We start from the raw sequence: 14,790 nt of genomic DNA, 5'->3' as shown, positions 1-14,790 counted from the left end.
ATGCCCCGGTGCGTCCAACCGGGGCATCGCTTGGCCGCCGAGATGAACGAAGCGCCAGCCTCGACTTGGCCAAGCTCTGCCCCAGCCACCTTTACGCCGCTGGCGCGCGGCCGCGGGCGGAATTGATCATCATCAGCTCGCCGACGTTCTCCAGGGTAATCAGGCCGACGAGTTGCCCGTGATGCACCACCGGCAAGGCCGAACAGCCCCCCTCGCGCATCCGCTGAAAGGTGCTGGCGAGCATCTCGGTGTCTTCGACGGTTCCGCAGCCCGATTGCATCACGTCACCGACCCGTCCGCCGCCGTCGTTCGCCAAAGCCGCAATCACGTCGCCGCGCCGCAGCAGGCCGACTACCTGGCCATCGCTCAGCACCGGAAAGTCCTGCTGCGCGCTGGCCAGCAGTTCCGTCGTGGCCACCTCCAAGCTGTCGTCGGGCGACAAAGCGCGGTAGCGGGTCATCATGGCCGACCGCACGGGCAAACCCTTCATCAGCGAACGCATTTGCACGAGGTTCGCCTCTTCCTGAGCGCCAATGAAGACGAACAAGGCGATGAAGATCAGAAAAGGGTTGCCGAACAGGCCGAGAAAGCCGAAACCGATAGCCACTAACTGCCCGACGCTGGCGGCCGCCTGCGTGGCCCGCACATAGTCGCCCCAAAAGTGCGCCAACACGGCCCGCAGCACGCGGCCGCCATCCATCGGAAAGGCCGGGATGGCGTTGAAGACCACCAACAGCAAGTTGACTTTCAGTAGATTGACCAAAAACTCGTCGAACCGCTCGAAGGCGTCCACCGTGATATCGCCCCACGACAGAAGCTGCACTCCGCCGCCCAAAAGGGCAAGCACGAGAAACAACACCGCCGCGATCGCCACGTTCACGGCGGGTCCGGCCACCGCGATCCAAAACTCCTGCACGGGATCTTCCGGCATGCGTTCCAGACGGGCCACGCCGCCGATCGGCAAGAGCGTGATATCCTGCGTGCGCACTCCATAGCGGCGTGCCATCAGCGCGTGGCCAAGTTCGTGCAGCACGACACAGGCGAAAATGGCGATGATGAACAGCGCGCCTTCCGACGCCTCCGCCGCGATGTTGGTCGGCGACTGCTGACGCTTCAGTCCCTCGGCGACGTCGGCGAACACGATCCAGCCAATGAGGATCGAGAACGTCCAATGTACGAAGATGCCGATGCCGGCGACCGTGCCGAGTTTCAAGGACCATTTCATGCTGCCATTGTATCCAAACAAAAAGGATGCGGTCCACCGCCGGTGAACCGCATCCTGAGAACGAGATCGTTGGTCGGCCGCCCTAGTTCGTCACCAACGTCGAATCAGGCTCGAAACGGGCCTCGTAGGCCACGCTGTTGAGGAACTTGTTTCCCACGATGAATTCGTCCGGAGTGATCACGTCGAGTACCGCCCGCAAGACATCGTGCATGTCGTCGGTGACGCGTCGGACTTCACGATAGTTCTGCGTGCCCAGGCCGGCACTGTAGGGCCGCGTGGCCCGCTCGGCAAACAGGTATTCCAGCGCGGCGCGCTCCGGGGCAAACTCATCTCGCAGCAACACCTGCGGCCACTTGATCTGTCCGCGTTCAGGGTCGAACTGCTCGTTGGTCAAGCGTTCCGGCAACCGCGACTTGCTGAAGGCCACCAACTGTTCGGCTGTGGGCGACGTGCCGCGTGATTCCGCGCGATAGCTGGCGTTCATCCGACGCATATCGAAATACGTCTCCTCGCGCAACTTTTGGTTCTCCATCCAGTGCTGGTAGGCTGCTTGGTAATTTCTGACGGCCAACGAATCCGCCAACTCCGCCGCGCCCGCCGCCGCGGTGAGTGCGGCCCCGCCCAACATGGCGCTGCCAGCCGCCGTGGAACCTGCCCCCAGCATGCCCCAGCCCCAACCCCAACCGCCGAAACCGACGCCGCCGGGGACGCCATAACCGACATTACCCCCGAACATCGGTCCGCCGACCGGACCGCCGAATTGCGCCTGCGCCGGCCCCGACCAGGCAAGCAGGCTCAGAACTGCCAGTGCAAACGTAACGATTCTCGTTCTCATGACTCGACTCCTTTTTTCGCCGGTTCCAAGGCACTCGTTGGTTTGTTATCGAGTCCCCGCACCGACCTGACCGCGTGTTTTGTCGTTCAATCCGCCGCATCGCGTACTCGACCCTGCCAAGTAATACGCCGCCCAACCGCCATTCTTACAGTAGCAATCGCTGTGCCGTTGGTTACCGCCAACGCTCAACCTATCTCAAACCCCCTGCTCTCCGCGGTTTACGGCCAGTTTGACGCTCGGCACCCAATCGCCTCGCGGCGAGCAAAATACCGCACATTCCGCACAATTGATGCACGAAGCGGCACACCGGGCGGTGGCTGGGGCAGAGCTTGGCCAGATCCGGCCCCGGTAGGGATGACACGCTCTGCGGCCAAGCTCTGCCCCAGCCACCACGCGTCCTCCATCAAGCGACGAATCACCGAGCTCTACCAGGCTCAATTTGAGACGCGCGAGACTACCACATCATATTCCAGCCGCCGTTGAGCAACCAGGTGGCGCGGGGCTGGGGACCGTGCAGGTTCTGGTAGATGGGAACGCCCGCTTCGATCGAGAACCAATTGCCCGGCACGCGCACCCAGGGAAGGTAATACTGCCCGCCGAAGAGCAAGTCGACGCGCGTGCCGCCTTGCAAACCGGGCACGTTCGTCTCGACGAGGGTCTGGGTGAGATTCGGATCCATACCGCGGATGTTGCCCCAGCCCATGCCGTGCAGCCGGCCCGAAGCGGCAAAGCGGTCCGTCAGGCGACGCCAGGCCCAGGCGTTGAGATCGATCTGGTTGCCCAGTTCATAGCCATAGCGGTTCATGCCCGTGCGGATGGTGGCGATCGACTGAAGGCCCCACGTCCAGCGTTCGGTTTGCCCGCGGTAGGTGAGGCCCGGCATCAGGTCGTAACTCCCCGAACCAATGCGGATTGGATACGATAGGTGCAGCGAGCCGGGCAGCGAGAACTGGTCGATGGATTGGATCAGGTTGGTGGGGACGCTGAGACCGAGGTTGGCGTGGATCTGCTGGTTCTTCCACCGTTTCAGGGCATACAGCGCCCACAGCTTGACGTCGCCAAGCTGGGTGTAGGCGTCGTGGACTGTGCTGCCGTTTCGGGCCACATAGTCGATGCTGTTCTCCTGCACCGGCAACTGAGCCATCAGGGTCAGGTCGTCGGTGGGCGCATACTCCAGCAGGAACAGGTGTTGTTGCTGGTACATCCGCTGCGGGGCGTAGGTGAACCGGTTCAGCACCTCGGCCGCGGTATCGACGTGAGCGCCGGTCTGGCTGGCCTGAAAACCGACGACGCTGTAGCGGTAGCTGAACAGCGCGTGGCCGGTCTTGAGCGTGTGGTCGCCGGTGACGCCCGGCGGCGCAATTCCATCGGGACGATAAAGGTTGACCGGCATGTTCAACAGATCGTCGTCGTAGGAGAGCCGGTCGGGATCTTCCACCGGCCGCCGATAAATCGGGGGCGAGTTCGGTTGGATGACGAACTTCGGCGGGGCAGCCTGCAGGTAGTTGTACGTCGGCATTTCGAGCGGCGCGCGAATCGGCTGCTCCAGCGAGCCCCATTGCGGCGGCGGCGGATCCGGCGGCGGCGCGGCATCGAGGTAGGCCTCGATCGGTCGCAACACCGGGCTGTACGTCTCGCGGTCGTCGACGCTGTCGTCGGGCGAGGCGTCGCCTTCGCTTTCGCCTTGCCCTGCCATCGGAGCCGAGGCAAAGCGCATTTGGGCCGTCTTGCTCGGCCCATCCGCGGCGCAGAGCGTGCCGGTGCCGAGGAACAGCGCTAACCACAACCAGATTGCGATTTCGACGATCTTCGGGCAACCGTGCCGTAGGGTGGGACCAGCGAGCTTGCGAGCGCCGGCCCACCATCGGCGCGACTCCTGCCACGGAAGCGCGCTCGCGTTCCGCGTGGACAAGACGCTGTAGGGAACGGACTCCGTGCCGTTCCGCCGAGTGCCGATCGACGATCGTCCGGTGCGCGCGGAACGGCACGGAGTCCGTTCCCTACAGAGAATCCGCGAACCACGTTGGGTCGGTCTTGACAAGTAGCGCTTCATCGCGGCCCTCCTTGCCGTGCCGGCGGCTGCCGCGGCTCGGCCCGCGGCGGCGGCACCGGTTCGGGCGCGGGCAGCTGTTGTCCTCCCCCGACTCGGCCCAGCTCGTCGAAATCCTCGACTTGCATCAAATACGTGAGGTCGGCTACGGCCGACCATTGGCCGTTGAGCGCGGCGATGTACAACGTCACCATCGAGGCCAGGTTCTGCTGCACCAGAATCACGTCTTCGAAACCGACCCTTTCCGGCTCGTTGGTGTGCCGTTCGTAGACCCCGCGGTAGGCGCGGGCGTAATCGGGCAACACGTGGTCGACGTACATTTGCAACTGGAAGCGGTTCGTCTCGTATTGCGAAAATGTGTTGGCCAACTGCTCGGTCAGTTCCATCTGCGCCCGGCGAAGTTGCTGCTCGGCCTGGCCCAGATCGCCCTGGGCGCTGATGATGTTGCCGCGGTTGCGGTTGAAGATCGGTATCGGCACGCCCACTTGCGTGTTGTAGCTTGTGGTGTGCGCGCCCGGCGCAGTGAAATCTTTCTGGAACGTGCCGTAGAGAAACACGTCGGGAATGGGGCGGACTTGCTCGAGTTTGAGCGCATAGCGGGCCCGGCTCTGCATATTGCGTCCGATGAGGATATCGGGATGGATGCTCAGCATGCGGCGCTGCGCGGCCTCGTAAGTGACCACTGGCACCGGCATGTTTGCGCTGCCGCGCAGCGCGGCGGGTGGCATCTGAGCCAGGCCCAGCCGAGCGGCCAACGTTTTCCAGGCGGCGACGTAGCTGTTTTGGGCCAAGATGAGCTGCGCGCGGGCCAGGTCGGCCAGACCGCGCAACTGGGCCGGCTCGAAGGCCGCCGCTTCGTTCTTGATCCTGGACCGCTGAATCTGAAACACCTGCTCCATGAACCGCACCAGCGCGTCGCTGACGAGCACGTTTTCCTGAGCGACCAGCACCGCGAAGTACGCGGCCTTCACCTGTGCCAGCACTTGCAGACGCGTTTTGCGCAACGTCAGCTCGGCGTTCATCAAATCCACGTTGGCCACCCGCCGGGCCAGTCCTAGCTTGTTGGCGGTGATGATGTTTTGCGAGAAATAGAGCCCCTGGTAATCGCGGTTCAACGATGAGCCGACCGTGTCGGACTCGTAGCCGAACATCGGGTTGGGGTGCGTACCCGCTTGGATCGCATCGCCGGCCATCGACTGCACATTGGCGCGGGCCTGAATGAGCTGCGGGTTGTATTGCAGGGCCAGGTCTTGCAAGCCGTTCAAGGTCATGGCGGGCCTCTCGGCCGTGGGCTTGGGCAACTTCAGGGGCCACATCCTGGGCAAGTTGGGAAACAATCGGTCGATGATGTGGTTCTTGAACTCCGGGTCGGCATCGTGGGGCGGCAGGCGAATTTGCGCCGCTTCGGCGCCAGGGATGGCGGCAGGCAGGCGCAGGCGGCGACCATATTCCGTCACCGGGATTTCGCCCGCGATGTCGTCCGGCGGAACCGGCGGGGGCAGACGCTGAGGCGATTCGAGCTTGGGCACGACTTGCGACTCAGGGAACGCGGAGGCCATTTGGCGAGAGGCGGCTTGTACTGCCCGTTTTTGCGGCGTGGGAGACACGTTGCCGGCCGCGCGGACTGCAACGGGCCCGGACGTCATGGCGGTCAGTGGGGCGTGCGTCGCCGCGGCAAGGGCGGGTTGCGAAGACTGGGCGCTCCGACGAGACACGTTTGCGGGGATCGTTTTGACATCGTTCCCGGATTGCTTGGCTACTTGCATCGCTTCGGGGCGATTCAACTTCAGGGGCGCTCGGCAGGCCGCCACGCCGGGCAGGAGCGCGCAGAATAGCCAACCTACCGTCGCGCCGTTGAGGTGGGCGCGCGGCCGACGACTCGGTCGGTGCGAAAAAGGCCCGATTGCCAATGTAGAAAACTCGCCAAAATGCACGGTGCGGCAAGCTTATCGGTTGAGGCGACCATTCCAGTTGAAGGATTTGTGGCAGATGGGCAATGTTTGACCGTCGGAGCGGAAATCCTCAAGTTGGGCCGTAGGTCCTGCCGACGGCGCTACTCGAACGGCAAGACGACCGTCATCACGGTGCCGCGGCCCGGTTGGCTGGCCGCCTCGATGCTGCCGCCGTGGGCCGCCACAATCCAACGGCAGATGCTCAACCCGAGCCCGGCGCCCCGGCCCGCGCGGGCCGCGTCGAGCTGGTAGAACCGATCGAAAATGTACGGCAGTCGGTCGGAGGCAATGCCCACGCCCGTGTCGGCCACCGTCAGCCGGGCGGTCGCCCGCTCCGCTTCCAGCCGCACGGTGACGCGCCCACCGCGGTCGGTGAACTTCAGGGCGTTGTCGAGCAGATTGGTGACCAATTGGTGCAGCCGCCCGCGATCGCCGCGCACGGCCACCGGCGACGGCGCGCACCAATCAAGGGTCACATCCTGGTCGTCGGCGACCGGCTGGTACAAGTCGACCGTTTCGCCGATGATTTCCCCCAGGTCAACCAGGTCGCGCCGCAGCTCGACCTGCCCGGCATCGGCCCTGGCCAGCAACAGCAGATTATTCACCAGGTCGGACAGCCGCTCGCATTGCGTTCCCAGCGTTTCCAGCACGCGGCGATACTCTTCGCCGGGCCGCGGCTGCTGCAATGCGACTTCGATGGCGGTCCGCATCGCGCCCAAGGGACTGCGCAGCTCGTGCGAAGCGTCGGCGGTGAACTGTTGGATCTGCGCGTGATACACGGCCAGCCGATCGAGCATCTCGTTCATCGTGTGGGCCAGCTCGTCCAACTCGTCGTCGGCACCGGAAACCGGCAGCCTGGCCGAGAGATCGGCCGGGTTGAGCAACCGCGCCGTCTCGATGCTTCGCGCCACGGGCTCCAGCGCGCGGCGCGAGAGAAAGAACCCGCCCCCAACGGCGGCAGCCAAGAACACCAGCCCGCCCGCCGCCAAGCGGCGGTCGAAATCGGCCAGCAATTTGCCGGTGGCCGACAGGTCAAGTGCCAGGTCAAACGAATACGTCCGGCGGCCCGCCACGTCGATCTCAGCGTGCAGCACGCGGTAGGCCTTCGCCGATGGAGGCAGCCGTATCGTTTGCACGCCCGGTTGTACGGCGTCCTGGTCGAGTCTCCGGCTCAACTCTTGGGCTGCGGGCGACGAAGGAGCGACGATGCTCGTGCCGGCGCCGCGGACCACGACCACCAGACCTTCCTCGCGGTGCGCGACGACTTCGCGACGGATTTCATCCGCCAGCTTGGCCTGGGCCGATGCTGCCGGGGTCTCGCGAATCACCGAGGCCAACTCGGCCATCTTCCCTTCCAGTAGGCCGTCGCTCTTCAGTTGCAGCACGCTCCGCAGGTTCTGATGTCCCCAGACCAGCGCCGCGACGAGCGCCACGCCGAGCATCGAGGCGGTCCACGCCGTGATGCGCGCTCGCAAACCGAGTCGAGTGGCGGCGTTCAGCCAGCGGTTACGGCTCACGAAGGACATAGCCCAGTCCGCGCAGAGTGTGGATCAGCGGTGGGTCGAAGCCGCGGTCGACCTTGCCTCGCAGACGGTTGATATGCACGTCGACGACGTTGCTCAGGCCGTCGAACTCGAAGTTCCAAACGTGTTCGAGCAACATCGCCCGGCTGACGACCTGCCCGGCATGGCGCATCAGATAGCTGAGCAGCACGAATTGCTTGGCAGTCAGGTCGAGCCGGCGGCCGGCCCGCTCGACGATCATCGTGGCCGGGTCGAGCCGCAGGTCGGCCACTTCGAGCACCGCGTTCTGACTGTCGCTGCCGCGCCGGCTGATGGCACGAATGCGGGCCAGCAGCTCGGCGAACGAGAACGGCTTGACCAGATAGTCGTCGCCGCCGGCGTCGAGACCTTCCACCCGTTCGCCGACCGATCCGCGGGCCGTCACAAAGATGCAGGGAGTTTGGTTGCCTTGCGCCCGCAACTGGCGCAACACCGCCACGCCTTCGCAACGGGGCAGCGAGCGATCGAGGATCAGCAGGTCGTAGGCGCCGGTCGCGGCGTGCGCCAGCGCGGCTTCGCCATCGGTGACGACGTCGACGGTATAGCCGTGCTCGCCGAGCCCTTGCTGCAAGTGGGTTCCCATTTCGGAGCTGTCTTCCGCCACCAGTACGCGCATTGATGTATCCTGCCACGCAGTGCCCTGTATTTCCAGGGGAAGATTGCACGATTGTCATGTTGCTGAGAGACGGCCGTTAGCCTGGCTTGGTACGATTGCAAAAGGCGACCTACCACAGCAACAGCAAGCGCACCACGGAGGCCGTAGAAATGATGCTCAGGGAATATCGACTACCGGTTGAAAGCGGCTCGCCGCGTGGCTTCACGCTGGTCGAGCTGCTCGTCTCGATCGCGATTATCGGGCTGCTGGTCGCTTTGCTGCTGCCGGCCGTTCAGGCGGCCCGCGAGGCAGGGAGGCGCAGCCAGTGCGTCAACAATCTCCGGCAGATCGGCATCGCACTCTCGGATTATCACGACCGGGCCTTGTCGCTTCCCTCCGGCTATATCTCGAACTTCGACAGTGCGGGCGACGACACGGGGCCGGGCTGGGGCTGGGCTGCACTGATGTTGCCCGAATTGGAGCAATCGCCGACCTACAACCTGATCGCCTTAAAACAGTCGATTGAGGATCCGCTGAACGCCCAGGTCCGCCTGCTTGAGTTTCCGGTGTTTCTCTGTCCTTCCGACCCGAAGGCGGCCGATTGGTGGGCCTGGAGCCGTGACCCCGTCACGGGCGACCCCATCGCCCAAATCTGCCAGGTCGGCCCATCGAATTACGTGGGAATGTACGGCGATACCGAGCCGGGCGTCGATGGGGCGGGGCTGTTTTTCCGTAACAGCCATGTCCAATATCGCGAGGTCCTCGACGGCACTTCGCAGACGATCGCGGTCGGCGAGCGGGCCCACGATTTCGGCGAGGCGACGTGGGTCGGCAGCGTGACCGGCGCCATCCTTTATCCCGACGACGGCAACGCGATCGGCGCCTACAAGGCCGAGAACAGTGCGGGCATGATTCTGGGCCACGCCGGCGAGGGTTATGGGCCGGGCGACCCCAACGCCGACGTTAACCAGTTTTACAGTCACCACGGCCGTGGTGTAAACTTCCTGTTTGCCGACGGCCACGTGCGGTTCTTGAGCACCGATATCGACTATCGCTCGTGGCTGGCACTCACGACACGGGCGGGCGGCGAGACGCCGAAAATCGACTATTAAACAGGGAAGGAGCTAATTGAAGATGCAACGATCACTGCTCGTCTGGCTCTTGCTGTTTTTGGCCGTCGGCTGCTCGGAAGCCCCCGGCCCGAAAGATCAGGTCGTGCCCATCGATCAGGTGCCCAAAGCCGCCGTCGAGGCCGCTCAGAAGCAGTTGCCCGACATCAAATTTCAGACCGCCTACAAGAAGAAGGTGGGCGAAGAGGAGGTCTATGAGCTGCGCGGGAAAAACGCCCAGGGGCGGGTGCGCGAGGCCGAGGTCTATGCCGACGGGCGAATTTATGAGATCGAATAGCTTGTTTCACCGAAAGCCATCATGAGCACCCATCGCAAAATCGTCACCGTCGAGCCCGAAAACAGCGAAACGCCCTTGGACGCGCAGTCGAGTTGGGTCACCCCCAACCGGTTGTTTTTCATCCGCAATCACTTCCCTCGCCCGCAAATCGATCTCGACACGTGGCGGCTGTCGGTGGAAGGCTGCGTCCGTCGGCCGCGGCAATGGACCTGGGACGAACTGAACGAGCTGCCGCAGCGGACCGTGTTTGCCACGGTCGAATGCGCGGGCAACGGCCGTTCGTTTCTCCGCCCGCGCGAGGCCGGCGTGCAATGGGCCGCCGGCGCCGTCGGCCACGCCGAATGGACGGGCGTGCCTCTGCGCGACGTGCTGGAGCAGGCCGGCGTCGGACCCGGGGCCATGGAAGTGCTCTGCCAAGGCGCCGACCGCGGCACGGAACCCGATCATCCCCAGCCGATGCACTTCGAACGCGGCCTTCCCATGCAGAAGGCGCTCCATCCCGACACGCTGCTGGCCTTGCGGATGAACGGCGAGGTGCTCGAACCGGACCATGGCTTTCCACTGCGGCTGTTCGTGCCCGGCTGGTATGGCGTGGCCTCCGTCAAATGGCTCGAGCGCATCGAGGTGCTCGACCGTCGCTTCGGCGGCTATTTTCAGACCACGAAATACTCCGTGAAACAACGCCGCGGCGATGCGTTGGAAACGGTGGTCGTGGGACCGATGGCCGCGAAGTCGGAAATTCTGCGGCCGCGCCAGGGCGACGTCTTGCCGCTCGGCGCGAACCGCGTTGTCGGCTTGGCCTGGGCGGGCGAAGACGCCGTGGCGCGGGTCGAAATCAGCACCAACGACGGGCGCGATTGGCGGAGTGCCGAACTGATCGGTCCCCGCGCCGCCTATTCGTGGATCCTGTGGGAGACGACCTGGCAGGTCGAGGTGCCGGGCGATTATGTGCTCAAGACGCGGGCGGTGGGCGAGTCGGGCGAAACGCAGCCGGCCGATCACGACCCGTTGCGCGGCGGTTACCTGATCACCTTCAGCCGGCCCGTCACGGTGCATGTCGAAGCGGCCGTCGGCGCGGAGGAGCAGGCGACGGACTGGCAGACCCTGCTCTACGACATGAACGCCTTCGCCGAGCGCAACGCGCGTCGCCCTTTGGACGTCGACCTGGAGTGTACGGCCGGGGCGGGCATCTGAAGCTATTGCCCGAAAATCTGCAGCACGCCTTTCGGCTGGCTGACGGGCACGAAAAGGTCGATCCGCAGCGCTTGCGGCTGCGTGGCCAGCGAAAAGCCGGCATAGGAAGTGGCCGGCTGCGCGCCCAGGTTGATCGGCGCCTGGGCCAATGCGACGTCGAGCGGCGGAATCGTGCGCACCATGCCGATCAGGTCGATGACCAGCCGCGGAACGTCAATCAGCGCGACCACGTTGGCCTTCTCGGCAAGCTGGTCGCGCGTGCCGGCATAGGCTTCTTCGAGGGCCAGCACCTTTTCGCCGCTTTCCAGCCCATCGATCGCGGCGTGCAGATACTTGGGATCGTTGCCCGCCGCTTGCACCACCATGCCCTCCAGCGTGGTGAGCCGGGTCTCGACCTCGGATCCGCCGAACATCTTTTCCAGCAGCTTCTGGCCGATGGCCTGGCCTGGGTCCGCCACGTCTTTGAACTTGAAGCGCGTCGTCAGCAGATCGACCGAACGCCCCTGATATTCTTCCGCGTTGGCCTTGTGCTCGACGCTTTGCGAAAAGAGCGGCGTGTCTTGCCGGTTGGCGGCCGGTTCATAAGCGGTCGTCGCCTTGCGAAACTTGTCGGCGTCCTTGGCTTGCGTCAGCGAAACCGTGGTGATGCTCGTGTTGACGCCGGACGGAAACGAAAAACTCGTGGCCTTTGTGCTCACGCCTGACGCGGCAATATCGTCGATCGATTGCAGGAGTTGCTTGGTCGCGTCCGTGTCTTCTCCATAGGCAAGCTTCAAAAAATCTCGGTTCCAATCGCGAAGACCCTCCGCGTATGAGGTCGTGGCCACGTAGGCCGCGGCGCCTGCCGGCAACAGTCCCAACGTTTCCAGGCTGGCCGCCGGATTGGCGACGAGCAAGTGGTCCGTCGCCGAGTCGGCCTTCACGCCCAGCAGCAGGGCCAGGTTGACGCCCGTGGAGTTGAAGTTCAAGCGGGCGGTGGCCCATTGCGCGTCGGTGAGCGAGCGGAAAGCCAGCTCGGCAATGTCGGCGTACATTTTTTTTATGGCCCGCGGATCAGTGGCATTGCTGTCGCCGCCCAGGAACTCTTTGGGAAGCGTTTCGATTTGCCGCCGCAGCTTGTCATGGGCCTCATCAAGCTTGTCGCCATAGACTTCCAGCAGCCGAGCGACGTTGACCATCACCGCGGCATCGCCTTCGGCGGCCAGATCGGAGGCACGTCCGGCGAATAACTTCGCCAGGGCCCCCGGCTCCTGCGGCTCGGCCGTCAGCGACTTGACCACTTCTTCGCGGCGCGTGTAGAACGTCCACTCGCCGCGGTGCGCGAAGAACCAGTGGCGGTCGTCCTTCGAGACTTTCTCGAAGCCGCCGTCGAGCTTCTCAACCGGCAGCGCTTCATCGGCGTTGGCTTTCAGGACCGCCCGCCGCAGTTTCGCCTCATCCGGCGTCTTGACGATCCACACCACCGGTTCAGGCTGGCCCTCCAAGGCGAACGCCGCCACATAGGCGGGTGCCGTGCGGTCGACCGCCGTCCCGTCGGCCCCGATCTGAAACATCTCGCTCAGACCCCGTTCGACGCCCTCAACCGCCGGATTGGCCAGCGGGCCCAGCGTCGAGGCGGTCTCTTTGAAATTGCTGGCCAACTTGTCAAGCGATTGAAAGCGGACCACCAGGGCCGTATCGCCGGGCAACAGCCCCAACGGCTCTTCGGCGCGAGCGGCGCGGGCACAGAGTGCCGTTCCGACGAGAGTGCAAAACACCAAAAACGCGCGAAGCTGTCGCATGGCCAAGGTCCTTATGTTGAACGGAGTGCGGGAGTTGCGGCTGAAAGCGGGTCTGGCCGATCAGGCAGTGAGTATACCCGGAATTCGTCGCAAGTGTTTCAAAATTGGAGCTGTCGAGCGGAATTGACGCCGGCCGCCGTTTTTTATACCTTTGCCGCCCCGCCCAAGTTCTTGGAGCATCTCTCATGTCTGGTTGGCCGTCCGCGATGCCGTTGGCCTTGCTGGCGGTGGCGGCCGGTTGCTCGAAGATACCTAAAAACACGTCGCTTACGCCCCCGTCGCCCGCCGCCGACCATGTGGCGCTCGAAGTGTTCTTCGTGCGCATCGCCGCGGGCGACAAGGCGACCACCGGGCCGCTCTGGGCGGCGCTCGACGAGCAAGCGGTCCCCTTGGAAGCGCGCCGGCAACTGGCGGCGAACGGGTTCATTGTCGGGCAAGTCGCCGGACAATTGCCGGCCGCCGTCACCGAGTTGCTGCAACTCAGCGACGACGCGCCCCTGGCCGACAACACGCAGCCGCCCGTGATCGACTTATCGAAGAAGCCGCTGATCCACCGCAAGCTGATCGACGTCTATCAGATCGAAACGCCCAACCGCATCGTCGTGACCGGCGAGCGGGAGCGGCACGCCAAGCTGAACGTCCTTCTTCGCGACGAGAACGACGACGGGGCGGTGGTGCGGGGATGGACGTTCACGAACGCGCAGGGCTGCTTGGTGACCAAAGTCCGCCCCCAGCCCGACGGCCGGGTGAAGCTGGAGATCGTGCCCGAAGTCGAGCATGGCGAGGCGCATCGCGAGATCACGCCGGACGAAGGCGGCTCGTTTGCCATCGTACACACGCCCCCGCGCAAGACGTTCGACGGTCTGCGGCTGACGGCCACGCTGACTCCGGGCGAGATGCTCGTCTTGAGCTGCCGGGACGGCCGGCCGGGAAGCCTGGGGCACCAGTTTTTCACCGAGCGCCGCTCCGACGCGTTCAATCAGATCGTGCTTTTGATTCGCGTCGTGCAGGCCAAGGCCGACGATCTCTTCATCGAGAAATAGCCACCGACCCCTCGCGTTGCGGAGATCGTGACGCCCATGCTTGTTGCGATGGCTTGCGGCCGGTTATCCTGCATAGCACGGCGGTGGTATGCCGTAGCTGCAAGGTAGGCCGCTCCGTGACTCGCTCTTTCGACGCTTCGAAGCTCACCTCGATCAGTCTGCTCGACCGGCTGCGGTCGGCCGGGCCGGGCGATCCGCAATGGCGGCGGCTGCACGACATTTATGAGCCGTGGATTCTGCGTTGGCTGGCCCGCGTGCCCGAATTGGGCGACGAGGCGCGCGACCTGACGCAGGAGGTGCTGCTGGTTGTGGTCCGCGAGTTGCCCGGCTTCGAGCGCCAGCGCGACGGCTCCTTTCGCCGCTGGCTGGGCAACGTGGTGGCGAACCGGCTGCGCGCGCACTGGAAAAAGCGGAAGCGCCGCCCGCGCGTCGGACTCGACTCCGACTCGGTGGAGGGTTTCCTCGAACAGCTTGAGGATCCGGCGAGCGCGTTGTCGCGGCAATGGGACGAAGAGCACGACCAGTTTGTCTTGCAGCGGTTGATGGCGACCGTCGAGCGCGACTTCACCAAGTCGACCTGGGAGGCGTTCCGCCGCACGACGTTGGGCGGCGAGGCGCCGGCCGCCGTGGCCGCCGACTTGGGCATCACCGTCAACGCGGTGCTGACCGGAAAGTCGCGCGTGTTGCGGCGATTGCGCGAGGAAGCCGCCGGGCTGATCGACTAGCCAGGCGACACGTCTGTCGCGTCCACTTCCGCGCGGGGCCACGGCTGTCGTTGCGTTTCCCAGTCCCGTAGGGACGGTAGAGTTTAGCCGTGGGCGCGAGCGGCGCGAGCTCACGGACAAGGGACGCCAACGATCCGCGTCGCGACCGTTGCGTTTCCCAGTCCCGTAGGGACGGTAGAGATTAGCCGTGGGCGCGAGCCCACGGAAAAGGGACGCCAACGATCCGCGCAGCCGCGTAGCGGCGACAGAGCGCGTGGTGCGATACCTCTGTCGCCGCTACGCGGCTTGCCTAATCTACCGCATCGGCTTGCGCTCACGGCTAAACTATCTCGCCGCTACGCGGCTGGTGCCGTCCGCACCTCCCTGGCCAGCAAGCGCGCGAAAGAAAAGCGACACGCGCGTGTCGCTTTTCTTTCGCGCG

The 14,790-nt window shown here is 64.5% G+C and carries 12 protein-coding genes; 5 read left to right on the top strand and 7 right to left on the bottom strand.

The genetic code is table 11. From position 1 onward, the window contains the following. Positions 1-91 precede the first annotated feature (91 nt). The 6 genes from VNH11_19935 to VNH11_19910 form a co-directional block, all read right to left on the bottom strand. Positions 92-1,225 (bottom strand): site-2 protease family protein, encoded by a 1,134-nt coding sequence (locus VNH11_19935; protein ID HVA48647.1) that lies wholly within the window; start codon positions 1,223-1,225, stop codon positions 92-94. Between the two features lie 82 nt (positions 1,226-1,307). After that, on the bottom strand, positions 1,308-2,060 hold the full coding sequence (locus tag VNH11_19930) for a hypothetical protein (protein HVA48646.1): 753 nt from the start codon (positions 2,058-2,060) through the stop codon (positions 1,308-1,310). 454 nt (positions 2,061-2,514) lie between these two features. Further along, positions 2,515-3,846, bottom strand: coding sequence for a hypothetical protein (locus VNH11_19925; protein ID HVA48645.1), 1,332 nt, complete (start codon positions 3,844-3,846; stop codon positions 2,515-2,517). A gap of 263 nt (positions 3,847-4,109) precedes the next feature. Beyond that, positions 4,110-5,669, bottom strand: a complete 1,560-nt coding sequence (locus tag VNH11_19920; GenBank protein ID HVA48644.1) for a TolC family protein — start codon at positions 5,667-5,669, stop codon at positions 4,110-4,112. Between the two features lie 494 nt (positions 5,670-6,163). Further along, positions 6,164-7,588 carry an ATP-binding protein gene (locus VNH11_19915; GenBank protein ID HVA48643.1) on the bottom strand — a complete coding sequence of 475 codons (1,425 nt, stop codon included), beginning with the start codon at positions 7,586-7,588 and terminating at the stop codon, positions 6,164-6,166. Next, on the bottom strand, positions 7,569-8,240 hold the full coding sequence (locus tag VNH11_19910; protein ID HVA48642.1) for a response regulator transcription factor: 672 nt from the start codon (positions 8,238-8,240) through the stop codon (positions 7,569-7,571). The genes VNH11_19915 and VNH11_19910 overlap by 20 nt, the downstream gene beginning before the upstream one ends. A 149-nt stretch (positions 8,241-8,389) precedes the next feature. Between VNH11_19910 and VNH11_19905 the strand changes: the two genes are divergently transcribed. Genes VNH11_19905 through VNH11_19895 form a run of 3 tightly spaced genes read left to right on the top strand, consistent with a single transcriptional unit; the run spans position 8,390 to position 10,820 of the window. Beyond that, positions 8,390-9,331, top strand: coding sequence for a DUF1559 domain-containing protein (locus VNH11_19905; protein ID HVA48641.1), 942 nt, complete (start codon positions 8,390-8,392; stop codon positions 9,329-9,331). 22 nt (positions 9,332-9,353) lie between these two features. Further along, entirely contained in the window at positions 9,354-9,626 is a 273-nt protein-coding gene (locus VNH11_19900) for a hypothetical protein (protein ID HVA48640.1), read from the top strand. 21 nt (positions 9,627-9,647) lie between these two features. Beyond that, positions 9,648-10,820, top strand: a complete 1,173-nt coding sequence (locus tag VNH11_19895; GenBank protein ID HVA48639.1) for a sulfite oxidase — start codon at positions 9,648-9,650, stop codon at positions 10,818-10,820. 2 nt (positions 10,821-10,822) lie between these two features. Here VNH11_19895 and VNH11_19890 read toward each other — a convergent pair whose 3' ends face one another. Beyond that, entirely contained in the window at positions 10,823-12,601 is a 1,779-nt protein-coding gene (locus VNH11_19890) for a hypothetical protein (protein ID HVA48638.1), read from the bottom strand. A gap of 185 nt (positions 12,602-12,786) precedes the next feature. On the opposite strand from VNH11_19890, the gene VNH11_19885 reads away from it, so the two are divergent. Both VNH11_19885 and VNH11_19880 read left to right on the top strand, forming a co-directional pair. After that, entirely contained in the window at positions 12,787-13,644 is an 858-nt protein-coding gene (locus VNH11_19885) for a hypothetical protein (protein ID HVA48637.1), read from the top strand. Between the two features lie 116 nt (positions 13,645-13,760). Then, a complete protein-coding gene (locus VNH11_19880) occupies positions 13,761-14,369 on the top strand; it encodes a sigma-70 family RNA polymerase sigma factor (GenBank protein HVA48636.1) in 609 nt (202 codons plus the stop codon). Positions 14,370-14,790: the final 421 nt, after the last annotated feature.

It is taken from the genome of Pirellulales bacterium, assembly GCA_035533075.1.
GTDB lineage: Bacteria > Planctomycetota > Planctomycetia > Pirellulales > JAICIG01 > DASSFG01.
Note: the sequence above shows the minus strand (reverse complement) of the source record. Positions and strands in the feature narration are given on the sequence as shown.

Excerpts from the sequence above, each read along its gene's own strand:
- VNH11_19935 (HVA48647.1), bottom strand. The coding sequence starts at position 1,225 with ATGAAATGGTCCTTGAAACTCGGCACGGTCGCCGGCATCGGCATCTTC.
- VNH11_19930 (HVA48646.1), bottom strand. The coding sequence starts at position 2,060 with ATGAGAACGAGAATCGTTACGTTTGCACTGGCAGTTCTGAGCCTGCTT.
- VNH11_19920 (HVA48644.1), bottom strand. The coding sequence starts at position 5,669 with ATGGCCTCCGCGTTCCCTGAGTCGCAAGTCGTGCCCAAGCTCGAATCG.
- VNH11_19915 (HVA48643.1), bottom strand. The coding sequence starts at position 7,588 with ATGTCCTTCGTGAGCCGTAACCGCTGGCTGAACGCCGCCACTCGACTC.
- VNH11_19910 (HVA48642.1), bottom strand. The coding sequence starts at position 8,240 with ATGCGCGTACTGGTGGCGGAAGACAGCTCCGAAATGGGAACCCACTTG.
- VNH11_19905 (HVA48641.1), top strand. The coding sequence starts at position 8,390 with ATGATGCTCAGGGAATATCGACTACCGGTTGAAAGCGGCTCGCCGCGT.
- VNH11_19900 (HVA48640.1), top strand. The coding sequence starts at position 9,354 with ATGCAACGATCACTGCTCGTCTGGCTCTTGCTGTTTTTGGCCGTCGGC.
- VNH11_19895 (HVA48639.1), top strand. The coding sequence starts at position 9,648 with ATGAGCACCCATCGCAAAATCGTCACCGTCGAGCCCGAAAACAGCGAA.
- VNH11_19890 (HVA48638.1), bottom strand. The coding sequence starts at position 12,601 with ATGCGACAGCTTCGCGCGTTTTTGGTGTTTTGCACTCTCGTCGGAACG.
- VNH11_19885 (HVA48637.1), top strand. The coding sequence starts at position 12,787 with ATGTCTGGTTGGCCGTCCGCGATGCCGTTGGCCTTGCTGGCGGTGGCG.